Origin of the sequence: Tissierella pigra, from assembly GCF_009695605.1 — a bacterium.
Classification (GTDB): domain Bacteria; phylum Bacillota; class Clostridia; order Tissierellales; family Tissierellaceae; genus Tissierella; species Tissierella pigra.
In genome coordinates this window covers 1-26948 of sequence record NZ_VUNQ01000052.1, presented here as the reverse complement: position 1 = coordinate 26948, position 26948 = coordinate 1, and the positions used below count along the sequence as shown (strand labels likewise).

The window sequence follows — 26948 nt, the reverse complement described above, 5'->3', positions numbered from 1 at the left end:
CAGATTAAAAGATAGAAAAGAGTATATGTCTTCTAGAAAAGAAATCACAAATACTCTTTTAAATAAATAAATTCTCTGCACTTTTTAAATGACTTTTTTATGTAGAATTAGATTGTCGTTGACAATAGAACCTATTTCACAAACATAAAAAACTCTGTATACTAACAGAGTATATAGTAAAATATATAGCTTTTCAATTTTTAAATATACTCTTCCTTCTTGCTATTACTGCTAATCTGCCATTTTCGAATGTTCACAGATGGACAATATAATTGACTCTATTTTTAGGTTTTCTGCCAGTCTTTTCAATCCTTTGATTTTTCTCTGTCTATAATAATCCTATAGTAGACCTTTTACATTATTTCTCAGGAAAAAACTAATAAAAAAATAGAATTATTCAACAGACAAATAATTGTGGTTCCCCTTTCACTTTTTCCACCTGAAATAACACCTCCAAAGAATAAAAATAGATGGCTCCCATCTGCCACATATAGTGTCAAAAATCGGAGCCACCTAATCTTATTTAGCCTACAATTTAATACCTATAATCATTGAAAATACTATATTCTACCTACTCCAAGCCGTAGGTTGCGGACTTTTAGGTCCTTACAGTCGCTACAAGTCTCGCCAACCCTGACAGTGGTAACTCCTTCAATTCATCTTCGCTGTTGCTCGGTTCATTGGGAGTTACTCCCACTTAATAAAGAGCATAAGCTTAAAAGTTACTCTTATTTGTTTTTTAGTTACATTTTAGTTTCTGTTTTGTTGTATTTTATACCTATTATTTCTCTTTCCTACATTTTTTAGCATCAATACAGCTTCATAAGTGATGTTGTATTATGGTATTATCTCTAATCCTTAGCTTATTTTTTTCTAATAATTTTTTTAAAATAAGTCACTATGTGTCCCTGTTCTAGTTAATGTTAAAGTCAAGATATCTTCTTCTATTTTGTATATCAATAGCCAGTCAGATAAAATATGGCACTCCCTATACCCTTTATAATTACCAATAAATTGATGTTCTCTATATCTCTAAGGAAGTTCTTTTCTGTTAATTAGAAATTCTATAACTTCTTCTAACTATGTTGCATTTGTCAATACATTGTGCTTACATTTCTGTTGTGTATGGGAAAATTATTAGGAAATAATGGAATCCCTAATCTTACGACCAAGGCTCGAAAACCTTTGGGAGCTACTCCTACTCTTTTTTATAATTACCCTTTAAGTGTAAGTAAGTATCAACTATATAGATAAAATATACTAATTAGGCCAGAACTAAATTACTCTCCTTTAAAAACAAGTTCCTTTTCTTTCAGCAAATTTGTAAACTCTTCAATGCTCTCACTTATCTGGTCCTGACTAATATTATAATGCTCTGATGACTTTTGAATTAATCTTTTCTTATCATCTATCCCATATTCAAAAATCAAGTCTATAACAAATTTAGCACTTAAGTCAAACTCAAATACTTCTTTAGCGGCACTATCATATAGCAATATTTGGGATTCTGTTTCAATAACGAAAACCCCTGATTTTAAACATTTACTATTTTTTTTATTTTCAACATCAGATAATATAAAATCCAAACTTTCCCAAAATATAACCCAATGTTCACGTATTATTATATGAAAAATTTTTTGTGCGTATGTCTCTAGCTCCTTCGTGACATAACTATATAATTTTTCGATTTTATCAAAATAATTCTTTTCAATATCTATTCTAGTGAACTTATATGATAATGATGCATTAAAATCCTCATATAAATTTGTAATTATAACATTGTATTTTTGCGGATTCTTCGCAATTGGAGAGTATTTTCCAAGCCCAAATCTTGAACATCCGTGGCTTGCAATTATATCTTTGTTTATTTCAATAAAATTAATTGTTTCTTGATATTCCATAATGGTCTCAGTTGGGAATCCACAAATAAAAAACATATGAGAAGCAATACCTGCTCTTTTAACATCTTCAATAATTCTCTGCGTTATATCTATCTTAGTTCCTTTGTCTATCAACCCAACAACTCTATCATTTACACTCTCTAAGCCAAAAAATATAACCGACAATCCTGACTTGCTTGCAAGTTCAAGAATATCATAAGTAAGCTTTTTATCTAACCTAGCATCAGTTGACCATTTGACTGATAAATTAGAATCAATTATTTTTCTAGATAATTCCTCCATTATGCTTGGGGTCATTGCCTCATCATGGAAATTTACATAGTGAGCTCCATATTTTTCAGCATAAATTTTAAGATCACCTATAATTTTATCAACAGGAGCTTGCCTAAATGTATCCTTATATATAAATGAGTGATCACAAAAAGTACATTTTCTCCAATAGCAGCCTCTACTTCCCAATAATGGCAACACCTTTTTGGGGGTTAAATATCTTTCTAAATCATTAATATTAAAAACTGGTGTTGGAATGTTACTCATTGGAACGCATTCAGCAGTTAAATCATTAAACATAATTTTATTATTTACGGCGTAAACTAGTTGAGGAACACTCTCTATCGTTCTTTCATTGTTTAAATATTGTATTAGTGATAATAATGGTTTCTCACCTTCATTTAAAATTACATAATCAATATAATCAAATAAATATGGGGCATATTCTTTTCTTGCAAACCATCTAGTAGGAATGCTGCCGCCAATTACAATTTTAATATCAGAATTTACCCGTTTTATAGCTCCAGCTAATATAAAGGTAGGTATAATTTGATCTAAACCTGTTAATGAAAAACCAATTAAGTCGGCGTTTTTAACAATATCATCGATAAAATAATTAAATAAAATGCTAATTAAAGTTTCGTTCATATTGTTAAAGGAATCATTTGCAGCCTGTATAATACTTCTGAAATCCTCTCTATTGTAAGATGACTCATAATAATAATTCTCTATATTTTCACCCTTAAAGGACTTATTAATTATTGCAAAGGCCAATGCTATTGTATTTTTGCTTTGTTCATATGTGGAGATGTTTAATGATCTTTCAGATCTAAATATATCTTTTTGCATTTCTATATTATTTATTCCGAAATTAATAATCTCTTTAAAATATGGCGTCACTTCGTTATTCTCATCTTGCAAATAAATCCTATTCTTACATAGTTTTAAAAATTCACTTGATAACATTTTATCGATAAATTCTAAATTTAAATCGATTTGTTCAACTTCAACATTGTTATGTTCTAAAAATGCAACTAATGAAGGAACGCTCAAATAAGGTGCATTACATATCCAAAATGGTGGGAAGATTAATTTGGTTTTCATTTTTTTCTCCTCTCCAACATCCTTAACATTGTTTACGAAATTGTAATCTGTAAAACATTACTTTCAAACCTTTATTCTCAGAATCTTATCTTTATCAAATTCAAGTACTTTATTAAAATAATCTGTGTCTCTAAAGTTATGGTCGATAACTAATACTGTTTTGTTTCTTACTTCTTTTTTTAAGTTATCCCAAATTTTATCAGTTGTAGATCTATCTAATCCAACAAAAGGCTCATCAAGAATTATAATTGGTGCATTTGAGGCAAAAACCATGGCCATGCTAATACGTCTTTTTTGTCCTCCTGAAAAGTTATCACCATTTCGAGTCAATATTGTTTCAAGGCCTTCTTTATCGGAGTTAAAAATATCATCATAAATATGAGCTTTATTTAAAGCATCTATAATTTCACTTTCAGTAATGTTGGGATTTACTTTTTTAAAATTATCTCGTAGACTTACTGGTGAAAAAAAACTATCTTGAGTCACATACATAATATTCTTTCTTAATTCTCTCAAATTATAGGATTCGATATTAAGATCTCCAATTTTGATACTACCGCTCTCATATTGATAAAACCTTTTCAATAAAGAAATAATTGTAGTTTTCCCAATCCCACTTTTTCCAACTAACAAGACTTTTTCTGCATGATCAATTGAAAAGCTTAAATTTCTCAAAATTTCCTTCTTTCCATAACTAAAGCTAACCTCTTTAAACTCTATAGACATATCTTGGGGTTCAAATGATAGACCATCTAAAAAATTCTCTTCCTGATTTTCATTGTAATACTCTAAATATCTCTCCATTCCAACAATTGAACTGTTTAATTCTGTTAATGTTTGTATAATACTCACAACTGGTGTGTACAAGAGTTCTAGATAAGAGTAAAAAGCTACTAGTGTTCCAATAGACATCTTCTCATTATTCACCAATATACTTCCATATATCAAAACACCCAATTGATTTAATTTAGTTAAAATTTGAACACTATTATTAACAATTGCTCCAGTTAATGAATATTTTATTCCTAACTTCTTTAGTACTCTATTACTTTTATCACTTATCTCTTTCTCATATTCTTCATAAACCATATTCTTAACATGCTTAATATTTCTAATTGTACTCAAATAAAAATTAGTAAGACTTGCACTCTCTTGCCTTGCCTCTCTCACTTGTTCGTAAAATAATTTGCGTGATCTAATATATAAAACAAGGAATAAGGGTGTAACAATAATTGAGAAGAGTGCCATTTTACTGTGGATTTTAATGATAATAATAAAAACAACAATAATAGTTGCAATTGATGATAATAAACGTTCTGCATATAAAGAAGGTATAGTATGAAGTTGTTCTGGAGACCTCATTAAACGATCAACCAAATCTCCCTCGTCTACTTCGTTAAAAAATTGCATATTCTTTTTTAGAATAGAACTAAGCAAATCATTTCTTGCCTTTTCTTCAATGTTAACTGCAAACCGATTGTATATTATATTTGTTGCTAAACTTAAAACACGTGAAATCACTAATGCAAGACTCATCATCAGTATGAATTTAGGAAATAAGTCCCAGTTTTTCATTGTGAGTATATTATCAATGAGATATCGTAGTATTAAAGGAGTGATTAATGTAAGTCCAACAATCAGCTGAGTTAGAAAAATGAATAAAATGTTTTGATAAATAAATGGTTTTATTAGGTGTGAACATTGAAAAATAAGATTTAAGATTCTTTTAAATTTCATATTTACCTTATATGATTATTTTATAAGAATAATCATACCCTCCTTACATTTTTTCTATTGCTTTGTGATCATAATAGACTCAGACCTATGGACTTTTGATTTTGACCTGTAGCTATACTACTTGTAATAATATATAGATATTACCACTGTTTTATCTGGATCACTTATAGTTGGATGTGCCTAAAGCCTTCATATCAATCAAGTCTATGATAATAATGGATTATCACAAAATCAATCCGTTTAAAAGAAGATGTCCCGTGATTTACCTTGTCATTGATATCACTAAAAAATTGCATGTTATTGCTCTCATTTCTTCTGATGGTGAAATTATCTTCGAGCCCTTTGAATTTTCTCATGATACAACCGTTTTTTTGGATTGACACCCTTTCTTTAGACAAATTTATTCCGGACAAGATATATTTTCTAAATACAGCCTAAGCTTCTGATTTTATTGTACCATGTTAAGTAAAAGTCTGTCCTATCTAGTATAACCCACCCAATACAAGTATTTAAAAGAAATGAGAGGACATATGTTTTAAAACATAATAATTAATTCTGCTTGAATCTGCTCTGCATATAATTTATTAATTAATGTCTAATTTCTATTATAGTTATTGTTATTGTCACCCATCGCAGTTTCAAAACTAGTTGTAGATACTTTTAATGCTACTTGCTCCTGATTTTTTAGTTTTAAGTCCATTTGCTATCCCCTCCTTCGTATTGATTATTTTATTAAGTTACAAGCAAATATATTTTGCCCTCTCATTTCTGTACATAATATAAATATTTAAATTTTTCATATATAAATTACTCAAACTTCGCAGTTGATTTTCCTAGTCAAACCTTGTAGTTCCAATAGTTGACTAAAATTAACTTCAAGTTTGTAGATACACAAGTGTGTTTTAACCTACACAAGATTTATACATCTTAAACAATGAAATTTGGAAATACTCAATAAATCTATGAGGTTATCTTATATATAAATTAACATACAAGAATGGTAAGGTCCACTTATTTTGTTCGCCTATTTTCGACAAATATAGCACGAAACATAGGTTTTGTCGGACTGATATTATTTTTTGCTATACTTAAATCTAATTGTAAGGTGTCATACAAATCAAAATGAAGTGTTTTTAGGGTTTATGTTCTTAAAAGCACTATAAGGTATATATAGTTCTGGTCGAATATTGAATTTTCAAGGTTTACAAGGGAATATTTATGTGCGAAGCTTGAGTAAATTATATAAAAATTACTTGCAAACATACCCTTAACTGTACAATAATAAAAAGTTTCAAAATAAGGCGTTCTCTAAGCAGTAAAGGCAATCTCTATGATAATGCGGTTAATGAAGCCACTAATAAAATATTGAAAACTGAATTTCTTTATCAGAAAAAAATTGAGACCTTAGAACAATTGCAATTAGAGTTATCAGAGTATATTTACTAGTACAATAACCTGAGGATTCATCGTTCCATAGTGGATAGTCTATCTTTCACTCGTTGAATATAGAGCACTAGATGTTAGTAAAATTATCAAATCATCCTAGCAGAAAAATAAAATCTATATTAATCTGAGTTACTTATGACATTCATAACACAATAAAAAAGTAATGTTTTGCAAAAAGCCAGTTTCATAATTTTAAAAGGGAAATATAGATTTTTTGCCCTCTTTTTAAACCCTAACGCTACTTATATATTAATCAAATTAATCCTTAAATATCAGCTTCATGTCTAAATAAATTTGATTGGCAACCTCTTTTTGTTTTTTATTTACCAACTTACTAAATATGATATACTATAATCAAATAAAAATAAACCCGAATCGATTTGGTGTTAGGAGGTATACTGATATGTTCTATGACCTAGCATCCTTTGGTAATTATATTTGTAAAAAAAGAAAGGATATGTCCTATACTCAAAAAGACATAGCCAATTTAGCTTTTATTTCTACAGATGCCTTGAGAAGAATTGAAAATGGAAATGTCCTACCTAATCAAATTACCTTAGAAGCCCTTTCCCTTGTATTTAAAGAAGATTTAAACCTTGCCCTACTAAGTTTTAGATTTGATAATCAAGATAAGTTTTTTGAAGTAAAAAAGAGATTGAATATAAGATAGCTAATGGTAAATACACTGACCTAGCTGAGGATTGTGAAAGATTAAAAGGTATTTTAGATAATTTAAACCCCAATTCTTATACATATAAGCTTATAAAACAATTAAGCTTACTAGTTTAGTCAGTAGTAATTAAAACAGTCCATTCCCAATATATCCAATCCCTAGACAAACTTATCTATGCCATTCAGTTGACTACCCCTTCTTTTTCTCTTGAAAAATATCGGGAGTTTGTTTATAGCGATATTGAGGTCAGAATCTTAATGAATATTGCCCTATTAGAAAATAAACTTGGAAGAATTGATTCCTGCCAAGACATCCTCCTCTTTTCTCTAGACCACCTGGATGAAAAAGATATTGATCTAAGACTTAGAATTATTTACAATTTATCCTACACCTTTCATAGAAAAGGCCTTGATAAAAAAGCCTTAGACTATGCAAATCAGGGCATCCAACTAAGTATAAAAGATAACAATCTTGTAATTCTTGGACTACTTTATTGTCGCAAAGGAACTGCCGAATTTAATTTAAGAGATGATAATCATATTAAATCCTTAAATAGGCCCCTAAGCTTACATGAATTAGCAGGTCAAGATAATTTAAAGCAGACCCTTTTAGAGGTTTGTGCAAAAAATAAGATAGATTTAAACAAAGCATAGGTATCAAACAAAACTCCTGTGGTAAAATGGATTTGTCTAGAGTACATTCCAACAGGATGAGATGAGAAAGAAACACTATAATGGTGAGATTTCTGATGAAGACTTCGATGATTGGAAGCTATCTTATCCAAAAAAATCAAAGCACTTAAAAAAATAAGCAATTGGAGATTATACTCTAATTGCTTATTTTTACAGTATCAAAATAGCATCACAAAATAACAAAAGCCCTAGTCCTAAAGACCAGGGCTTGAGCTTATTCTAAGCCATTTGAAACTATTCTTTTATTTATTCTTTTAAAGATTTTTACCCAATTTTGTCCCGTTTTAGCTTTTCAAACCTCTGTAAGCATTGATTTAAACCCATTCCTTCTTGGGCTGGTCTTACTCCCATTCAATAGTAGCCGGTGGTTTATTTGTTATATCGTATACCACTCTATTTACCTGTGGTACTTCATCTGTAATTCTTGTAGAAATCTTCTCTAGTAGCTCTAATGGCATTGGATACCATTTAGCTTCCATTGCATCTTTAGTGGTTATAGCTCTAAGTCCAATTAAATGCTTATAGGTTCTTTCACCATTTATAACTCCTACAGATTGGATATTTGGTAATACTGCAAAGTATTGCCAGATTTCTTTATCTAAACCTGCTTTTTTGATTTCATCTCTGTAGATATAATCAGCGTCTCTTAGGATATCTAGCTTCTCCTTAGTCAACTCTCCCAAACATCTTACCCCCAGTCCCGGTCCTGGGAATGGCTGTCTGCTTACTAATTCTTCATCGATACCCAATGCCCTTCCTACTTCCCTAACTTGGTCTTTATATAACTCTTTAAGAGGCTCTATAAGCTCAAAATTTACATCCTCTGGTAATCCACCAACATTATGATGAGATTTAACTGCAAGTTTGCCATCTTTATTTATACTCTCAACTATATCTGGATAAATTGTTCCTTGTACTAAGAATTCTATATCTTGAAGTTTAGATTGCTCCTCTTCAAATACTCTAATAAATTCTTCTCCAATTACTTTTCTTTTTTGTTCTGGATCAGTAACACCCTCTAATTTACCTAAAAATCTTTCTTCTGCATCTACTACAATTAAATTCATATGAAACTTATCTCTAAATATGGTTTCCACTTCATATCTTTCATTTTTCCTCAATAATCCATGGTCTACAAATACACAAACTAGATTATCACCTATGGCTTTATGGACTAATACTGCTGCCACAGAAGAATCTACACCACCTGATAATGCACATAATGCCTTTTTATTTCCAACTTTATTTTTAATTTCTTCTACTTGTTTATTTATAAAATCTTGCACTATATCACTCCTTAGCGTCTACTATAGTTTGGTGATTCTTTTGTAATATGAATATCATGTGGATGGTTTTCTATTAAAGATGCTGATGTAATTTTTATGAACTTTGCTTTACTCTTCAATTCTTCAATATCTTTAGCACCAACATAGCCCATTCCTGACTTTAATCCACCAATAAGCTGATAAACCACATCTCCCAGTGGACCTCTATAGTGAATTCTACCTTCTACACCCTCTGGAACATATTTTTTAGTATCTTCTTGGAAATATCTATCCTTGCTACCAGAATCCATAGCTCCCATAGAACCCATTCCTCTATATTCCTTATATCTTCTTCCTTCATATAACACTTCTTCTCCTGGACTTTCGTCAGTTCCTGCAAATAAAGAACCTGCCATTATTACACTTGCTCCAGCTGCTATAGCTTTTGTTATATCTCCTGAATACTTAATTCCTCCATCTGCAATAACAGGAACTCCATATTCCTTTGCTGCTTCAGCACAATTTACTACTGCTGTTATCTGCGGTACACCAATACCAGTTACAACTCTAGTAGTACAAATAGAACCAGGTCCTATTCCTACTTTTACAGCATCTGCTCCTGCCTTTATTAAGTCTATAGTAGCCTCACCAGTCGCCACATTTCCTGCAATTACCTGTAAGCTAGGATATTCTCTCTTTATCTTAGCTACTGCCTCTAATACTCCCTTAGAATGTCCATGTGCTGTATCAACTACTATAACGTCTACCTTAGATTTAACCAATGCTGCTACTCTTTCCAGCATATCCCCAGTTACTCCAACTGCTGCTCCTGCCAATAGTCTACCTGTATGATCTTTAGCTGAATTTGGATATTGAATAGATTTTTCTATATCTTTAATAGTTATCAATCCTGATAACATAAAATCATCATCTACTAATGGAAGTTTTTCTATTTTATGTTGTTTCATAATATCTAAGGCTTCATCCATAGGAATATCTATTCTTGCTGTAACTAGATTTTCCTTAGTCATTACTTCATCAATTTTCTTTGAAGTTTCTTTTTCAAATCTAATATCTCTATTGGTTATAATTCCCACTAATCTTCCAGTTTCGTCTGTTATAGGAACTCCTGATATATGGTATCTTTCCATTAATTCTAAAGCATCTGATACGCTATGTTCTGGAGATAAAAAAAATGGATCAGTGATTACCCCATGTTCTGACCTTTTTACCTTATCTACCTCTAATGCTTGTTCTTCTATGGACATATTCTTATGAAGAATACCAATTCCACCTTCTCTAGCCATTGCTATTGCCATTTTAGATTCAGTTACAGTATCCATTCCAGCACTCATTAAAGGTATGTTTAATTTTATGTTTTTAGTTAAATAAGTACTAATATTTGTTTCCTTTGGTAATACTTCAGATTTTCCAGGAACTAATAAAACGTCATCAAAAGTTAAACCTTCACCTATAAATTCCAATTACAACTCCTCCTTATTATCTAGTATCTTTAGTATGTGAAATATATAAATTAATAATACTTTTCTATCTTAATACTATATTTTAATTTATAAATCTCCAAAACACAAGTTAAAAATAAATTTAAAATTTTAAAACAATAACTTCGATTTTTAATGACTCAAAATCGAAGTTATTGTTTTATTCTATATAGTTTTCATATCTATAACTTGTTTCTTCTGAAACTCTCGCTTTAATATAATCCATAATTCCTGTTTCCACAAGACCATATATACATATATTTACAAATAACACTATCATTACTATAAACATAGAAAATATATCATATCGTACTAAAAAGTTTTCATTTTCCTTTTTCTCTTTAAAGCTAACCCAAAGAATTTCACCGCCTAATAATATTAATATCATTGGCCAAAATTTTACTGCTAATCCTACAGCAGATAAGCTATTTATTTGTGCTATAAATATTAGAATTCCGAAAGCAATGAGGACTATAGCCATGGATATGGTTCCTACTCTTTTAGTTTTCAAGTTCTTCATCCTCCTCTACTACTTCTACATCCTTTTTCCTTTGTAACATCTTCACACCAGCAAAAATAAAGATTAAAGATACTATAGATGTTTGAATATAGTTTACTATATAATAATCTAAATATTGATTTATTATTGGATGAATTATTCTTTGGAATGCAACAATAAGTCCTATTCCAATCAATCCAAAACCTATATATTCACGTTTAATAACTGGTAGTAATTTTTCTATATCTATTTCTACTTCCTCCACATTATTACCATTTAATGTATGGAAGGCATCAAAGAATGAATAGAACCAAACTAAAGGTAGTAAAAATAACAAGAAACTTAGGTTTAGCCATCCCATAAAAAATATTGCAAAGAAAAACACACCCATTAATACTAAACCTTTTTTTTGGTAACCCAAATACATATGTCCTGCTCCTGGTATTATAGATAATGCTAAAGTAATGATTTTTTTATTTGAAATCCTAGTTTCTTCTGAACTCCAGTTACTTTGTGCCTCTACACCATTATATCTTAAGCTGTTAGCAACAGAGAAAGCATCTACTAAAGCTACTAGCCAAAGAACACAAGCACCTGTAAATCCTATGATTGCAGGTCCTTCATTACCTAACATAATAGACAACCCTATAGAACCAGCTCCTAACATCCCAAGAATTATTAAATAAATAAATCCCCTATCGGCATATCCTAAATAAAAATGAGATAATCCAGGTAAAAATGATAATATAAATGTAATAAACTTACTTTTCTGTCTCATATTATTCCTCCTTATTTTTTATTAAACTTAAAGTCATTTATAAAATTTGACGTGCTGTTTGTGATTTTTTCTGAAAAATTATAGATACCATTTGCATTAAATCGATTTTCTTCCATATTTATATTGGAAGTTATTTGAGGCACAACCTCTACCATTTTTCCAAAGAATCCATTTGCTGTTAAAATAATAGCAACAGATGCTACAGCTACATAGTACATAAAGAAATCATTAGTTGGCTTTACCTTTTTCTTAATGGTTCTTTTCATAGGTCTAATTCCTTTAATGTCCTTCATTACCTTATTTGTAAAGTCTTCTGGTACTATATCCCCAGCAAACTTAATTTCTTCTTCATCTATAAGAGAAAGAAAGATTTCCATACACTCATCACATATATAAAGATGTTCTTCCATTTCTTTATGGATTCTATGATCAAGAAGATTCTTTTTATATAAAACCCATTCTACATAATCATAATGTTTCATAGTCTTTCCTCCATTTCTCTTTTAACATATTCCTTCCCCTATATAGTCTTGAGGCTATGGTCTTAACTGTAACTCCTTCTTCCTCTGCAATTTCCTCATAGGACTTTCCTTCTAAATAAAACTTTTCAATTACATCTGTATATATAGCTGGAACGGATCTGCATAAATTAGAAACTTCCTGTTTTCTTTCTTTTTCTATTAAAATTTCCTCTGGAGTATGGTTATGACTAAATCTAGGAGTATCCATTAGTTCGTCTTCATCTTCCATTATTTCTTCTTTAAATTTAGCCTTTTTTTTCCTAATAAAATCTATAGACTTATTAGATGCTATTCTGCTAATCCAACCTTTAAAATTATTAGATTCATAGTTAGGCAGGGAGAGGTAAATTTGTAAAAAGACTTCTTGTGCTACATTTTCTACTTCATTATAATCTTTAATAAAATTAAGAATAATAGCAAATACATAATTTTTATATAAATCTATTATTTCAGCAAAGGAATTTTCATCTCCTTTTAATGCTTTTTCTATCAATATTGACTCCTTATTCATTTCTCCCCTCCTCTCTCATTAATTATAACGAAAACAAAAATAAAAATACTGCAAAATTTATAAAGTTTTATTTATCCTTAGGTATTTATTTTATTTATATTATTTTCTCTTTATAGTGATATATTTAGAAAAATTTTCATTTCTTGGTCTTTTACGATCTGGATCCTTAAAAAAGTCCTTTGTTAATCTTCTAACTACACCACTTAAAGCAATAAGAGCTATTAAATTAGGAATAGCCATCATTCCATTTAACAAATCCGCTAACTGCCATACAAGCTCAAGTTCAGATACACAACCAACAAAGGCTACTCCAGTAAATGATATTCTAAAGGGAATAATCCCCTTTCTACCAAATAAAAATTCAACACATTTCTCAGCATAATAGTACCAAGCAATTATTGTAGCAAATGCAAATAAAACAAGACCTATTGATACAATATAGCTTCCACCTTTAAAGGCATTTTCAAAAGCTAATGATGAAATAGTATTGCCATCTAAACTTGAATCAGTCCACAATCCAGATGATAATATTACTAGAGCAGTAACAGTACACATTACCAATGTATCGAAAAATACTTCAAAAGCTCCCCATAATCCTTGTCTAGCTGGATGATCTGTATGTGCTGCTGCATGGGCAATTGGAGCACTACCTAATCCTGCTTCATTTGTGAAAATTCCACGTGATATGCCTATTCTAGTGGCATACATTGAAGTTGCTCCTGCAAATCCACCTACTGCTGCTGTTCCTGTAAATGCGTCCCTAATAATAGACATAAAAGCAGCTGGAATATTAGATGCATTGGCTATTAGTGCCATAGCAGCGCCTAACATATATAATACAGCCATTAGTGGAACCAATATTTCTGCTACACTAGCAATTCTACCAATTCCTCCAATTATAACAAGCCCTACTAATATTGCTAAAACAATGCCAGTTATCCATGTGGGAATACTAAATACAGATTCAAGACCACCAGCCAATGAATTAGCCTGCACCATATTGCCTATACCATAAGATGCAAGAAATCCAAAGATACAGAATAAACAAGCAAGAGTTTTACTCCCCATACCTCTAGTTATATAATACATAGGACCTCCTACTATCTCATTCCTATCATTCCTACCTCTATAAGCAACTGCTAATGTAACTTCAGCATACTTTGTAACCATCCCAATAAGGGCAGATATCCACATCCAAAATATTGCACCTGGTCCGCCTGCCTGAATGGCTACAGCAACACCAACAATATTTCCTGTGCCTACAGTTGCAGCAAGTGCCGTAGATACTGCTTGAAATGGAGTTATAGTACCTTTTTCTTGATAATCATACCTTTTAAAAATTGTTCTTAATGTATGCTTCATTACTGTACCAAACTTTTTAAAAATTACTCCGTTTGTTATAAAAGTTAGATAAACTCCTGTACCAATCATTAATATAAGCATAGGCATATCCCATATAATATTATCATTTAGCCATGTGATAATTGACATAAATATTACCCCCCCATCGAAATCTTGGACACTAATCATCCTAAATAACTTTGAAATTTAAAAATTTTAAGCTATTTTATCTGCTTAAATCATTTTTTTCCTCCTCTCATAATACTTTATTAATCTTCCCATCAAAAAATAGCTTAATTTTATAAGTTAAAATTTATGTACAAAATAACACATGATAGAATAATTCAAATTATAAGATAAAAAAACTCTAAAAATATTTAAAATATTTTTAGAGTTTCTAAATAATTATTAATATAGGTATGATTGCTTTAAACCATAATTCTGTAATTTACCTTCATATACAAGATTTAATTCTCTGCATTCTCTAAAATCCCTAGGAGATGTTAGTGCAGTTTCTTTATTAATTAATTCTATACCGCTGCTTTTAAGTAATGAAGATACAAATTGAGAACAAAAATAATTATATTTTCTTTCAATAGGATAATTCACCATAACACCTAGTAGCCCTATTAAATTATAACCATATTTTTCCCCATCTCTCTTAAACTTGTCTAGTTCTCTCATCAATTTTTTATACTGTAAACTATTTATTTCCAAAGAATATAAAGCACACATTGTATTAGGAAATCTTGCATAGGTTCCATTTACTATATCTTCTTTTACAAACCCAGCAAATATTGGATTTTTAGGTCTTAGTCTTCCAAAACTATATAGTTCTTTTAATTCTTCATCAAAGGCTATGGACACATGAGTATATGGCTCTTTTGTATAAACGTTGATACATTTTGAAAGCAGTGAGCCACTATGGGTTAGTAAAATATAAATTTTATATCTTTTTATTATAATGCACCTCCATTCTAGTACATTTCAATATCCTTTTACTCATATTACACCCTTTTTGTAATTTTTTCAATAGGAATATATTGTACTTGATTCTATTAAATAGAACGAAAAAAAAATCAATATTACTGCAAAAAAAGAACTATCTTTTTAAATTTTTGATAGTTCTTTTTATCTACTTTCTAATTTTCTGCTAAAGCTTCTTCCATTTCTTCATTTTCACATTTACTATCTTTTTGTTCTTCTATATCTTCCTTATTTGTAAAATTAGTTATTATATCAGGTATATCCAATCCTGTTAGATCCTTTACTGTTTGGAATCCATTTGTAGTTATATCAGCCACTAATTGTGCTAATTTAGATGCTCCTGCCTTTCCTCCATTATCTATTATTGTAATCTTATCTACCTGCTCCATTGGCTTAGCCACTGATGCCATTATTTCTGGAAGTTTACCAACTACTAACTCTACTATGGCAGCATCTCCATATTTAGCCATTGCCTCTGCCAATCTATCTTTTGATTCAGCTTCTGCTATACCCCTTGCTTTAATGGAATCAGCCTCTGCTATTCCTCTTGCTCTAATAGCATCTGCATCTGCCATGGCAGCAATTTTTAAAGCGTCAGCCTCTGCTATGGCTTTGATTCTTATTGCCTCTGCCTGTGCCTCTGCTTCCTTTATGGACCTAATCTTTTCTGCTTCTGCATTTACTTCAGTTTCATATTTCTTTGCATCTGCTGGTTTCTTAATTTCTGCCACAAGTCTTTCTTCTACTACAAAAGCATTTTTCTTAGCTAAAGCAGCTTGTTGTTCCGCTACTAAAGATTCATTTTCTATTTCTTTTAGTTTATATGCTACATCGGCGTCTGCTTTCGCTCTATCCTGTTCTGCCCTATAGCTTTCAACCTTAATTAATTTATCCCTTTGACTTTGAGCGATTTCTGTTTCAGCTAATAATTTAGCCTTTTCTCCTTCCCTTACGGCATCTGCAGTACGAATCTCAGTATCTCTTTTTCTTTCTGCTGTTGCTATATCTGCATCTGCTTTTGCAGAAGCTATTTGAGGTATAGCTCTATTTTCCAAGTAGCCACCTTGAGTAGATATTCTAAGGATAGAATATGATATTAATAATAATCCCATAGAATGTAGTTCTTCTCTAATATCATCTTCTATTCGCTGTTCAAAGGCAGCTCTATCTTCATTTATTTGCTCTACAGTAAGAGTCGATATTATCCCTCTTAATTTACCTTCAAGAATCTGCTCTACCATACTACTAATAACTGATACAGTATTTTTTGCTCCACCGCTGCAAAATTGCTCCACTGCCTTAAGTATACTTTCAGTTTCATTATTCACTTTCACAATTGCTGTACCTACAATGTTTACAAATATACCTTGTTTTGATGGTGCTTCATTTACATCTGTTGTCATACTAATGTTTTCTAGAGAAATAGTACAAGAAGTCTCTAAAAAAGGAATCATAAATCCACCTTTACCAGACAATACCCTTTTCTTTAATCCTGTAATTACCATTGCCTTATCTGCTGGTACTTTTCTCCAAAACAAAAGTAAAATTACCACAAATCCCAATAATCCACCTAGCACAAATATGTATGCCATTACTAAACCCCCTTTTTTAAATTATATTAAAACTTATACTTATTATATACCTATATATATCCATATTAAATAAAATAATAACAATTGTAATTAACTTGTAATATACAGAAAAAGAGGACTGTAAATGACAGCCCTCTTTAATCTATTATTTATCTTTCCACTCCATCGTAACAAAGACCAAATGCTTTTCCTGGAACGAATTCCCCTTGTCCTTGTTGTCCTATATATTTTCCTTCATCTACTATTAGTTGACCTCTTAAAAATACCTTTTCTGGTCTTCCTATTTGCTCCATTCCTTCATAAGAGTTATAATCAACTCCTTGTAAACTTGTTTCATTTGATATTACTGATTTATGGTTTGGATTATATAGTACTATATCAGCATCATATCCTACGCCAATATGACCTTTTCTATCTCCAAGACCATTAATTTTAGCTGGTTTAGTTGCAAATAAATTTACTAATTGCGATCTCGTTATTTTTCCAGTTTCAACTCCAGTAGTCCAAAGTACTCCTAATCTATTTTCAAGTCCTGGTGCTCCGTTTGGAATATTTCTAAAATCATCTTTACCCATATGTTTTTGTTCTGCCCAGTTAAATCCACAGTGGTCTGAACTTATTGCATTTAACCATCCGTTTTTAATTGATTCCCATAGGTAATCCATGTCATCTTGTTCTCTTAGTGCTGGTGAACATACATATTTTGCTCCTTGGAAATTAGGTTTTGCAAGATTTTCTTTATCAAGTGTCAAGTAGTGAGTACAAGTTTCACCATAAATTGGTAAACCTTCGTCTTGTGCACGTTTAATAGCATCTACTGCACCTTTAGTAGATACATGAACTACATATAAAGGAGCATCCATAAGTCTTGCAATATTAATTGCTCTTTCTGTGGCTTCTACCTCTACCATTGGAGGTCTAGATACTGCATGATAGTATGGCTCAACTTGCCCTTTTTCTACACATTCTCTTTGTAATACATCTATTAAATCAGCATTTTCAGCATGAACCATTATAGTAACTCCAGCTTCTCTTGCTTTCTGCATTGATTTTGCAATTACATCATCATCACAGTGGAAGAACATTCCTTTATATGCCATAAATAACTTTACTGTGGGATATCCTGCTTCTGGAAGCTTTGCAATTTCATCATATACTCCAGTTGAAGGATCTGTTATTATACCATGGAATGAATAATCTACCATTGCTATACCTTCTGCATTTTCTTTTCTATAATCATCTATTGTATCTATTAGTCCTTTTCCTTTTATTTGGTTAACAAACTCAATTACTGTAGTTGTTCCACCTACTGCTGCTGCATTGGAAGTCTCAAATCCTCTTACTTTTGATCCATTGAATTCAAATGAGAAGTGAACGTGTTGGTCAACTCCACCTGGTAACACATACATTCCTTTAGCATCTATTATCTCCTCAGCCTTAGCTTCTAAATCTTTTCCAATTGCTACTATTTTCCCTTCTTCTACTAAAATATCTCCTTTATACTCTTCCATTGCAGTAACTATAACACCATTCTTAATTAATAAACTCATTTCATTTCCTCCTTATTGTTTTTATAATATTAATTTTACATCCACACTTTATACTGCTTCTTTCTTTAAAATAATTGAATCAAGAAAAGCTCCAAACTTCACAGATACTAATCCTATTATTAAACCTACAAGTGTAACTACTATTGCGTGAAACAAATTATTTCCTGCTGCAAAATAAACATTAGCACCTATAAAGGTAGCAGATGCTACTTGAAAAATTGGAAAGCTTTGGGCAATGGTCATAGCAAATCCAAGACCTACTACTACAATGGCAGATGTGATTCCTGAAGTTCCTAATGTAGTTTGAGTAAGTACAGTTAAATATGCTAAAACTGGCCCTAATACTAAACATGGAAAGCTTAATTTACAAGCTTTTAAGTCTCCTCCTGTAAAGAAGAAAATAGACCAACCAATAAATCCAGGCCATGCAGGTACTCCAAGTTTTTCAGCAATTAAAACCCATAAACCAGATAATAATCCTACTGACATAGAGATTCCTAAATTTTTCTTAATTTAAAACACCTCCCTACTATTGTATATTTAGTTTTAATTTCTTACTTTCATATTTCCTAGCTTAATTACTGTGCCTAATAATAGATCACAACCTAATTTTATATCTTCAAATTTAGTTTCTTCCTGGGGACAATGGCTTAATCCGTCTATACTTGGCACAAATATCATGCCAACATTAGTTATTCCTGTTAACATAGCTGAATCATGTACTGCACCACTATTCATTTCCTTATATACGTATTTATTTTCTATGGCAGTTTCTTCAATAGCATTTATAACTTTAGATGATAATTTTACACAATCTGATTCACCAACTAAATCTATGGAATATTTAAGGCCACGTTTATTGGCTATTTCCTTGGTTTTATTGATTAATTCTTTTGCTACTATTTCTATTCCTTCTGTTTCTACATCCCTAATATCTACATTAAATTCTACTTGTCCTGGTATAACATTTGATCCATTAGGTTGACAATGAATTTTCCCTACAGTTGCAACCGTATCTTTTAACGCCTTTTCTTTTGCTACCTTTTCCATATAAGTAATTATTTCAGCAGCTCCAACCATTGGGTCTTTTCTTAAATACATTGGTGTAGAGCCTGCATGATTGGAAACGCCTTCTAAACTTACCCTATAGGTTTTCATTCCAACTATGGCTTGCACTATGCCTATGGATATATTTTCTGAGTGTAAAATTCCACCTTGTTCTATATGAAGTTCAACCATGGCTTTAGCTTCTTCTTTTTTTAGGACTTCATTTTCTACATTATCTACATCTAGACCAAAATCTTTCATAATATTATACGCTGTAATTCCTTCATCATTTTTTAATCTCTTTAAATATTCTAATTTATATGCACCTGATAAAAACTTACTTCCAACCATAGTTGTTCCAAAGTTTGAACCTTCTTCTTCTGCAAATATAATTAATTCAATTGGGTTTTCTAGTTTAATATTATTTTCTTTTATTATTCTAACTACTTCTAAAGCTGTAACTACTCCTGTAAGACCGTCAAATTTTCCTCCATTGGAAACAGTATCAATATGAGAACCTATCATTATAGAAGGTTTGTCTTCGTTATTATCCATATATTTTGCTCTAATATTACCTACACCATCTACATTAATAGATAATCCCAAGATTTTCATTTCCTTAGTTAAGTATTCCCTGACTTCTCTATCTTCTTTGCCATAAGAAAATCTAGTGCATCCCATATTGGGAGTTGCTGTAATCTTTGTTATGTTTTCTATATCATTTTTTATTCTTTCAATACAGGATTCCAATTTCATCCCTCCTTTATTTTTTATTTGTCATTATATATAGCAAATGCCATGCCAAAAATAGAAAGTTGAGTTATATAAATTTATTAAAAGTTTCTTTTCCATTATTTAAGGTATGGTCAACCCTTTTAAAAGCAAGGTTTTTCAATATTTTTTTAAAAAATAAATATTAATAAAACAAAACAATATCCTTTTAAAATTCCTAATTTAAGTAATTTTTTATTTAAAATTCAATAAAAAAAATAAGGTTTCGATGACATTCGTCATCGAAACCTTATGATTTATTTCATCAGCAGTATTTTATATTTAACTTCTTTGCTTTTTTTACTACTGTTGATTGGTCTATCTTCAATACTTCTGCAACTTTTCTAGTTGTTTTATATTTATCAAATGCTGATATTAATATTCTGCGTTCTAAATCCTCTACTGCCAATTTTAGAGGAATTATTTCATCAATATTGTTTTGTTCATTAGGTATTTCTAATATTTCTCTAACATTTATATCTTCAATTATGTCTCCAAGAGTAGTTATTACAAGTCTTTCAATTATATTACCAAGTTCTCTTATATTTCCTTTGTAATCGTAATTTATTAGAATATTATAGGCTCCTTGGGATATATATTTCTGTGTATTATGTTCTTTATTACATTTATCAAGAATTTTCTTGACTAATCCTGGTATATCCTCCTTCCTTTCTCTTAAAGGAGGAATAGTCACTGGTACTACATTTAAGCGATAATATAAATCTTCTCTAAATTTTCCTTCACTAATAAGTTTTTTCAAGTCCTTATTAGTTGCAGCAATTAGCCTTCCTTCAATCTTTATAGGTCTCTCTCCACCTACTCTAAATATCTGCTTTTCTTCTAAAGCATGAAGAAGTTTTACTTGAAGATTCATTGGCATATCTCCTATTTCATCTAAGAATATAGTACCCTTCCCTGCAATTTCAAATAGTCCTTTTTTTCCACCTTTATTGGCACCAGAGAAAGCTCCACTTTCATAACCAAATAGCTCAGATTCCAAAAGATTTTCTGGTATAGCACCACAATTAATTGGAACAAAGGGTTCATTCTTTCTAATACTACTTTCATGAATTACCCTTGAAATATATCCTTTACCTACTCCTGTTTCTCCTAATAGCAAAACTGTAGCATCTAAATCTGCTATATGAAGGATTAAATCCATTATCTTCCTCATTGAAGGACTTTTATAGCTTACATCAGAACTATCTATTCCCTGTCTCTTATTTAATTCTTTTTGGAACCATTGTAATTTACTTTGGACTTCTTTAAGTTCTAATCCTAGATTTTGATTCTCCGTTATATCTCTAGAAATATTTATTATTTTAGTTATATTATTATTTTCATCCAATATAGGAATTCCCGTTACCATTAGTATTTTATTAGCTCCCGTTTTTTGTATCAAGGTCACCTTTTTACCTTTTCTTATTACTTCTGCTGTAACAGAAACATCAAATACTCCATTTTTTTCTAGTTCAAAGGCGTTAATCCCAATTATCCCCTTTTCCTGAACTCCAAAATAAGGCTCACATGATTTACTTACTCTCGTAAATACTCCATTTCCATCTGCTATTGTGATTTGATCATAACTTAAATCTAGTATTAACTTTAATTCCTCATAGGCTTGTTTATAGTGGTCTAATAATTTATTATTGCTCATGGACATCGCCCCTATCTAGAATTGAAAATCTTATTATATATAATATCATTAACTTATATATTTTTGCAAATTCAGAGTATTATATAAAAAACGGATTCAAAAGAATCCGTTTTTTATATCTTAAATTGTTTTACTTGGTCATTTAATTTTTCTGCAATAACTGAAAGTTGTTCACTAGAGTTAGCAATTTCCTCCATTGCTGCAGTTTGTTCTTCTACAGATGCTGAAGCTTCTTCTGTTCCTGCTGCATTTTCCTCTGATATGGCTGATAAATTCTCCATTATTTTTATAATATCTTGTTTTTTAATAGTTATTTCATCACTAGAATGATTTACCTCGTTAATCGCCATCTTCATATCCTCTATGGCCTCAGCTATTCCAGCAAATTTACTATTTGTTATATCTACACTTTTAGTCTGTGATAAAACTATATCTTCTAACTCCTCCATAGTTTTTACTGCTGTTAATGTTTTATTATTTAAATCTTCTACTATAGTACCTATTTCTTCAGTAAACTTATTGGATTGTTCTGCTAATTTTCTTATTTCCTCTGCTACAACTGCAAATCCTCTTCCTGCATCTCCTGCTCTAGCTGCTTCAATGGCAGCATTCAGTGCCAATAAATTAGTTTGACTTGCAATACTTTTTATCATTTCGCTGGCATTAGCAATTTTTTCTGCACTTTCATTTGTATCTATAATAACTTGCTGAACTTCCTCAGAATATTTACTATTTATATCTGTTTTCTCCACAAGAACTTTAAGTACATCTAACCCTTCATCCTTTAGTCTATTTACTCTTTCAGCAGAATCATTTAGATTTCCTATATGAGATTCATTTTTCATAACTATATCTCCAAGTTCAGATATAGATAATACTCCTATTTCTGTATCCTTAGCCTGTTCAGTTGCTCCAGTTGCTATTTCTTCAATAGCTCTGGCAATTTCATCAGCAGCTGTGGCAGATTGTTGACTAATAGCTGTAAGTTCTTCTGATGAGGTGGCTAGACTATGGGATGTATCTATTACATTCTTAATTATATCTCTTACTGAAGTCTGCATTATACTTATTGCCTGAGATATTTCTCCTAACTCATCATTTTTATTTATTAAATCTTCTGATATATCATTGGAGAAATCCCCTTTTTCCATGTACTGCATTTGTTCCTTTAATCTAGTTATGATTTTCACAGCATAGTTAGAAACACTAAATAGAATAAATCCTAAGACTATAAAAGAAACAATCATAATTGCAACAACAAAAATAATATTGTTCTTAATAGTCTTCTGAACCTTATCCATAGAAAGCCCTATAGATACGGCACCAATATGTTCTCCGTTAATTACAACTGGGTATGAAATATCTAAAACATTGACATCACTTTCTTCATAGTACCATTCTTGTGTAAAAAGAACACCATCTATTGCTGCTGCTTTGCTACCTTCATCATCAAGTATTATACCTATTTCCTCTTTGTTATTATGCGCTAGGACTTGTAAGTTTTTATCTACAAATAATCCATAATAAATCTGTTCATCCTGAGATATTTCGTCTAGAAAACTTTGATAACTAAAAGAATCTGTCAGTTCTTGAACTTTATTTGCATTGATACCAACTTGTACAAAGGTTCCTTCTGATCCCTTTATATATCCATACTTTAAATAATTATCGGACTCTGAATCTTTTCTAATCTCCTCCATTAATTCCTTGTCACTACTTATCATGAAGTTATGAACAGCATGTCCCTTATCAGCCTTCCAGCCTATGTATTCATCAATATTGGAATATACGGCTACTCCATCTGAATTATAGTAAATTATTTGTTCTACTTCTAAATCTTCGGCCAATCTTTTTATAAATTCATTACTTAACATATTTTCGTTGCCCATTACCATTTTTCCAGCAGATTTAATTTTATTGTCTAAGAAATCATTGATTATTTCCAATGATCTATAGTTATCCTCTATATTGGCTATAAATCTTTCTGCCATATAAACTCCGTTATTCTCCATTTCATCCCTCAAACTTGTTCTCAAAAAATAAGAAGAAAAAATACCTATAGACGATATTACAATAAATACTACAATTAATGGTATTACAATTAGTTTAGTTTTGATAGATCCCCTTTTACTTTTGGAACTGGTTTTCATAAACTCCCTCCTATTTTTGTCGTTTGTTCAGCTTATTCAAAAAATTATACAAGAATAATATTCTTATATCACAAATTATAATCTCGATAATTCATACCCTTATTTACCTTTTCAAAACATCTTAATCATTGGCTTTTACAAATATATAACTTTCACATTATTTGCTTTTCCTAAGAAAAAGTTCTTCTATTTGAGATAAATATATAAATTTAATTCCTTCTTCCTCCAATTTTTTGGACATTTTCTCTATGGTATCTACAGTAATCTTACCACCTTGACCTCCTACATGACCAATTCCTATGGCATAGCCCTTTTCTAGAGCTATTTTTCCAAGCTGATTCATGGCTTTTGTAATAGAGTATTCATTTCTTTCATTGTCTAAAAAAACATCTCTTTGAAAGTATACTACTTCCAGCTCTTTACTTAGATCCGCTGCGACATTTGTTTCATCAGTTCTACTATTTAAGAAATAGAGATTTCTTTCCTTAACTACATTTAATATTTCTTTCATAATGATTTTGTCCTTCATAATCTTGGAACCCATATGATTATTTATTCCCTTCGCCCATTGCAGTTGGTCTAAGGCATCATTAATTATTTCTCTAATCTCATAATCACATAAATTACTTCGTATTGCTCTAGGTCCTAACCATTTTGGGTCTCCTTTTTCGGGTTCCATGGGTAAATGAAGTATTATTTCCATATTGGCATCATATGCTTTTTTAGCATCAATCTCTGTATATTCTAAAAATGGCATTACTGCTGCGGTAATTGGTATATTAAGTTTAGTAAGTTCATCTATACCTTCACCGTTGTTTCCAAAGTCATCTATAACTAAAGCTATATATCCTGATGGTGTTGTACTAGTTGGGACTGCCTTTTCAAAGAAAGCAAATTTAAAAATAAAAAGAAATATAATTATAAGAGCTAAAATAATAAAATTTATAGTTTTTTTATTTAAAATAATAATCATATAAACACCTCCCAAAAAATTATCAAGGAATAATCTATAAACTAATATATGAATTATTCCTTGATAATATTAATAAAAGCTTCTGTGGAATTATTATTAAGACTTAATAAATTATTAGTCTTAGTTGTTTTTTAGGGGGTTTCCTGCATTATACTGCTCATTATATTTACTATTTTTTCTCTTTTTTTGATTATTTCTATAGCAAGTTTTTTAGTTTTTCAATAGACTTTCTATCTTTTTCTAGAATTTCACCTGCCATATCTCTAGATTTATCATCTAAATCTCCTCTTAATACTTTTTCTGCCATATTAATTCCTTTAGTCTCTCCCTCTATGGCTTTTTTAACAACTTCCTCAGTATCTGAACTAGAACCTAGATCCATATTGAGTTTAATCTCTCCCATTGTTCCCTTCATGCCAAGATTTTCGTCTGGCTGTCCTCCTATATCTTGTATATAATTTGCTAACTTATGAATATTCTCCCGATGTTGTTTTTGTACTTCCTGAAAAACATTTTTGACACTGTCATCATCTAACCTAGATATAAAGTTATTAAAACTTTCTACTGCCATATATTCTCCTTGCAAAAGTCCATTAAGTGACTTTATCGTTTCTAAATTGCTACTCAATTTATATCCTCCTTAGAAAAATCTTATTATTTTCTCTATTTTTCCACTAGATTACAAATTTATTCCACTGGCAAGAAGAATAAAATTTCTATTGCAATTTAAATATTTATAGCCTAATGTACTCTTTTATCTAAAAACAATTATTCCTAAATGACTAAGTAAAATCTTGAAACCCATAAGTATTAAAATTAATCCACCTATAAATTCTGCTTTTGACTTGTAGACTGAACCAAAAACATTTCCTATTTTTACGCCAATCATCGATAGTATAAAAGTGACAATTCCAATAAATGAAACTGCTGAGGTAATATTCACATTAAGAAAAGCAAAAGTAACGCCTATTGCTAAGGCATCAATACTTGTTGCCAATGCTAAAACGGACATATTTTTAAAATCAAGAAACTCATTAGTACCTTCATTAGTTTGAGAATTAACTTCAATCCCACATTTACCTTTTCTTGACTCTCTAATCATAGTTATTCCAATGAATCCAAGCAATATAAATGCTATCCAATGATCCATATATGTAATTTTATTGTGGAATCTTATTCCGAGAAAATATCCAATCAAGGGCATTACTGATTGGAATATTCCAAAATACAAACCTACTATTCCAGCTTTTTTAATACTAATCCTATTCATAGATAATCCTTTGCAAACGGCTACTGCAAATGCGTCCATTGATAAACCAACTGCAATAATAAACAATTCAAATAAACTCATGTTTTTTTCTCCTTTATACTTAATTTTCTAATATAAAAAGAGCGTCTACGACGCGTTAAATATTTGCGTTACTATACTTCAATAATTTAAAAACTAAATTTTTCTGCTCATGTTAATATTCTATTTATTTTTGGTATAAATAAAATGGTGATAATATGAGCAGCTTTTCTATTAAAATTAAAGATATTTTTTCTGACCATTGGGATGCCTTTGTTTTGGAAGGATATTCCCTTCGTTCCGCTGTCTTAAAAAATGTTGATAAAATCATTAAGTGTGGTGACCCTTCTATGGGTCATGCTCTTTATCATTGTGAAAATTGCTCTAAATTTAAGTATGTCTATTTTACTTGTAAGAGCAGATTTTGTAATTCTTGTGGTGCTAAATATATTCAAGATCGTGCTTCTAAGATTTCTTCTAAGCTTATTAATTGCAAGCATAGGCATATTGTTTTTACCATTCCAGAAGAACTTCGTATCTTCTTTCGTAAAGACAGGAATTTGCTCCATTTACTCTTTAAAGCTAGTGCCGACACTATTCTTACTTGGTTTTCTAAGCTTAATAAATCTGAGAATTTTAAACCTGGTATTATCTCTACTATGCACACTTTTGGACGGGATTTAAAATGGAATC

General features: G+C 30.6%; 22 protein-coding genes and 2 pseudogenes. 4 read left to right on the top strand and 20 right to left on the bottom strand.

Going from position 1 to position 26948, the window contains the following annotated elements; genetic code table 11:
• Positions 1 to 885 precede the first annotated feature (885 nt).
• From FYJ83_RS16615 to FYJ83_RS16605, 3 genes and pseudogenes are all read right to left on the bottom strand, one after another.
• A pseudogene (locus FYJ83_RS16615) lies at positions 886 to 1020 on the bottom strand (type II toxin-antitoxin system mRNA interferase toxin, RelE/StbE family); the annotation flags it as partial.
• Positions 1021 to 1280: 260 nt separating this feature from the next.
• On the bottom strand, positions 1281 to 3275 hold the full coding sequence (locus FYJ83_RS16610) for a B12-binding domain-containing radical SAM protein (protein WP_154442467.1): 1995 nt from the start codon (positions 3273 to 3275) through the stop codon (positions 1281 to 1283).
• Between the two features lie 63 nt (positions 3276 to 3338).
• A complete protein-coding gene (locus tag FYJ83_RS16605) occupies positions 3339 to 5012 on the bottom strand; it encodes an ABC transporter ATP-binding protein (protein WP_154442465.1) in 1674 nt (557 codons plus the stop codon).
• Between the two features lie 1290 nt (positions 5013 to 6302).
• Between FYJ83_RS16605 and FYJ83_RS20570 the strand changes: the two are divergent.
• From FYJ83_RS20570 to FYJ83_RS16590, 3 genes and pseudogenes are all read left to right on the top strand, one after another.
• Positions 6303 to 6455 (top strand): annotated as a pseudogene (locus FYJ83_RS20570) (IS3 family transposase); the annotation flags it as partial.
• 406 nt (positions 6456 to 6861) lie between these two features.
• Positions 6862 to 7128: a helix-turn-helix domain-containing protein gene (locus FYJ83_RS16595; protein ID WP_195838039.1), complete on the top strand. Its 267-nt coding sequence runs from the start codon at positions 6862 to 6864 to the stop codon at positions 7126 to 7128.
• Positions 7129 to 7316: 188 nt separating this feature from the next.
• The gene (locus FYJ83_RS16590; protein WP_195838038.1) at positions 7317 to 7784 is read left to right on the top strand and encodes a hypothetical protein; all 468 of its coding nucleotides are present in this window, start codon (positions 7317 to 7319) and stop codon (positions 7782 to 7784) included.
• A gap of 380 nt (positions 7785 to 8164) precedes the next feature.
• On the opposite strand, the gene guaA is transcribed toward FYJ83_RS16590, so the two are convergent.
• The 17 genes from guaA to FYJ83_RS16500 all read right to left on the bottom strand — a co-directional run bounded on the left by guaA (position 8165) and on the right by FYJ83_RS16500 (position 26318).
• Positions 8165 to 9109 (bottom strand): glutamine-hydrolyzing GMP synthase, encoded by a 945-nt coding sequence (gene guaA, locus FYJ83_RS16580; RefSeq protein ID WP_459443309.1) that lies wholly within the window; start codon positions 9107 to 9109, stop codon positions 8165 to 8167.
• A gap of 11 nt (positions 9110 to 9120) precedes the next feature.
• Positions 9121 to 10572 (bottom strand): IMP dehydrogenase, encoded by a 1452-nt coding sequence (gene guaB, locus FYJ83_RS16575; RefSeq protein ID WP_154442459.1) that lies wholly within the window; start codon positions 10570 to 10572, stop codon positions 9121 to 9123.
• Between the two features lie 178 nt (positions 10573 to 10750).
• The gene (locus FYJ83_RS16570; RefSeq protein ID WP_154442457.1) at positions 10751 to 11101 is read right to left on the bottom strand and encodes a hypothetical protein; all 351 of its coding nucleotides are present in this window, start codon (positions 11099 to 11101) and stop codon (positions 10751 to 10753) included.
• A complete protein-coding gene (locus FYJ83_RS16565; protein WP_154442455.1) occupies positions 11091 to 11867 on the bottom strand; it encodes a hypothetical protein in 777 nt (258 codons plus the stop codon). The genes FYJ83_RS16570 and FYJ83_RS16565 overlap by 11 nt, the downstream gene beginning before the upstream one ends.
• An 11-nt stretch (positions 11868 to 11878) precedes the next feature.
• Entirely contained in the window at positions 11879 to 12349 is a 471-nt protein-coding gene (locus tag FYJ83_RS16560; protein WP_154442453.1) for a hypothetical protein, read from the bottom strand.
• Positions 12336 to 12899 (bottom strand): RNA polymerase sigma factor, encoded by a 564-nt coding sequence (locus tag FYJ83_RS16555; protein WP_154442451.1) that lies wholly within the window; start codon positions 12897 to 12899, stop codon positions 12336 to 12338. Before FYJ83_RS16555 ends, FYJ83_RS16560 begins: the two co-directional genes overlap by 14 nt.
• 99 nt (positions 12900 to 12998) lie before the next feature.
• Positions 12999 to 14390 (bottom strand): alanine/glycine:cation symporter family protein, encoded by a 1392-nt coding sequence (locus FYJ83_RS16550; RefSeq protein ID WP_154442449.1) that lies wholly within the window; start codon positions 14388 to 14390, stop codon positions 12999 to 13001.
• 258 nt (positions 14391 to 14648) lie between these two features.
• Complete coding sequence (locus FYJ83_RS16545) at positions 14649 to 15107, bottom strand: hypothetical protein (RefSeq protein WP_326828364.1); 459 nt, start codon at positions 15105 to 15107, stop codon at positions 14649 to 14651.
• A gap of 275 nt (positions 15108 to 15382) precedes the next feature.
• Complete coding sequence (locus FYJ83_RS16540) at positions 15383 to 16819, bottom strand: SPFH domain-containing protein (protein WP_154442445.1); 1437 nt, start codon at positions 16817 to 16819, stop codon at positions 15383 to 15385.
• 149 nt (positions 16820 to 16968) lie between these two features.
• Positions 16969 to 18369 (bottom strand): dihydropyrimidinase, encoded by a 1401-nt coding sequence (gene hydA / locus FYJ83_RS16535; RefSeq protein WP_154442443.1) that lies wholly within the window; start codon positions 18367 to 18369, stop codon positions 16969 to 16971.
• 48 nt (positions 18370 to 18417) lie between these two features.
• Positions 18418 to 18858: a DUF1097 domain-containing protein gene (locus FYJ83_RS16530; protein ID WP_154442441.1), complete on the bottom strand. Its 441-nt coding sequence runs from the start codon at positions 18856 to 18858 to the stop codon at positions 18418 to 18420.
• Between the two features lie 57 nt (positions 18859 to 18915).
• Positions 18916 to 20166: a M20 family metallo-hydrolase gene (locus tag FYJ83_RS16525; protein ID WP_154442439.1), complete on the bottom strand. Its 1251-nt coding sequence runs from the start codon at positions 20164 to 20166 to the stop codon at positions 18916 to 18918.
• Positions 20167 to 20452: 286 nt separating this feature from the next.
• Positions 20453 to 21844 (bottom strand): sigma-54 interaction domain-containing protein, encoded by a 1392-nt coding sequence (locus tag FYJ83_RS16520; protein WP_154442437.1) that lies wholly within the window; start codon positions 21842 to 21844, stop codon positions 20453 to 20455.
• A 113-nt stretch (positions 21845 to 21957) separates the two neighbouring features.
• Positions 21958 to 23994 (bottom strand): methyl-accepting chemotaxis protein, encoded by a 2037-nt coding sequence (locus tag FYJ83_RS16515; protein WP_154442435.1) that lies wholly within the window; start codon positions 23992 to 23994, stop codon positions 21958 to 21960.
• 157 nt (positions 23995 to 24151) lie between these two features.
• On the bottom strand, positions 24152 to 24967 hold the full coding sequence (locus tag FYJ83_RS16510) for a divergent polysaccharide deacetylase family protein (protein ID WP_154442433.1): 816 nt from the start codon (positions 24965 to 24967) through the stop codon (positions 24152 to 24154).
• A 196-nt stretch (positions 24968 to 25163) separates the two neighbouring features.
• Positions 25164 to 25595 carry a DUF2383 domain-containing protein gene (locus FYJ83_RS16505; RefSeq protein WP_154442431.1) on the bottom strand — a complete coding sequence of 144 codons (432 nt, stop codon included), beginning with the start codon at positions 25593 to 25595 and terminating at the stop codon, positions 25164 to 25166.
• Between the two features lie 126 nt (positions 25596 to 25721).
• Complete coding sequence (locus tag FYJ83_RS16500) at positions 25722 to 26318, bottom strand: manganese efflux pump MntP (RefSeq protein WP_154442429.1); 597 nt, start codon at positions 26316 to 26318, stop codon at positions 25722 to 25724.
• 155 nt (positions 26319 to 26473) lie between these two features.
• On the opposite strand from FYJ83_RS16500, the gene FYJ83_RS16495 reads away from it, so the two are divergent.
• The coding region (locus FYJ83_RS16495; RefSeq protein WP_195838037.1) for an IS91 family transposase at positions 26474 to 26948 on the top strand (475 nt) is incomplete at its 3' end.

Excerpts from the sequence above, each read along its gene's own strand:
- FYJ83_RS16610 (WP_154442467.1), bottom strand. The coding sequence starts at position 3,275 with ATGAAAACCAAATTAATCTTCCCACCATTTTGGATATGTAATGCACCT.
- FYJ83_RS16605 (WP_154442465.1), bottom strand. The coding sequence starts at position 5,012 with ATGAAATTTAAAAGAATCTTAAATCTTATTTTTCAATGTTCACACCTA.
- FYJ83_RS16595 (WP_195838039.1), top strand. The coding sequence starts at position 6,862 with ATGTTCTATGACCTAGCATCCTTTGGTAATTATATTTGTAAAAAAAGA.
- FYJ83_RS16565 (WP_154442455.1), bottom strand. The coding sequence starts at position 11,867 with ATGAGACAGAAAAGTAAGTTTATTACATTTATATTATCATTTTTACCT.
- FYJ83_RS16560 (WP_154442453.1), bottom strand. The coding sequence starts at position 12,349 with ATGAAACATTATGATTATGTAGAATGGGTTTTATATAAAAAGAATCTT.
- FYJ83_RS16555 (WP_154442451.1), bottom strand. The coding sequence starts at position 12,899 with ATGAATAAGGAGTCAATATTGATAGAAAAAGCATTAAAAGGAGATGAA.
- FYJ83_RS16550 (WP_154442449.1), bottom strand. The coding sequence starts at position 14,390 with ATGTCAATTATCACATGGCTAAATGATAATATTATATGGGATATGCCT.
- FYJ83_RS16540 (WP_154442445.1), bottom strand. The coding sequence starts at position 16,819 with ATGGCATACATATTTGTGCTAGGTGGATTATTGGGATTTGTGGTAATT.
- hydA (WP_154442443.1), bottom strand. The coding sequence starts at position 18,369 with ATGAGTTTATTAATTAAGAATGGTGTTATAGTTACTGCAATGGAAGAG.
- FYJ83_RS16530 (WP_154442441.1), bottom strand. The coding sequence starts at position 18,858 with ATGTCAGTAGGATTATTATCTGGTTTATGGGTTTTAATTGCTGAAAAA.
- FYJ83_RS16520 (WP_154442437.1), bottom strand. The coding sequence starts at position 21,844 with ATGAGCAATAATAAATTATTAGACCACTATAAACAAGCCTATGAGGAA.
- FYJ83_RS16515 (WP_154442435.1), bottom strand. The coding sequence starts at position 23,994 with ATGAAAACCAGTTCCAAAAGTAAAAGGGGATCTATCAAAACTAAACTA.
- FYJ83_RS16510 (WP_154442433.1), bottom strand. The coding sequence starts at position 24,967 with ATGATTATTATTTTAAATAAAAAAACTATAAATTTTATTATTTTAGCT.
- FYJ83_RS16500 (WP_154442429.1), bottom strand. The coding sequence starts at position 26,318 with ATGAGTTTATTTGAATTGTTTATTATTGCAGTTGGTTTATCAATGGAC.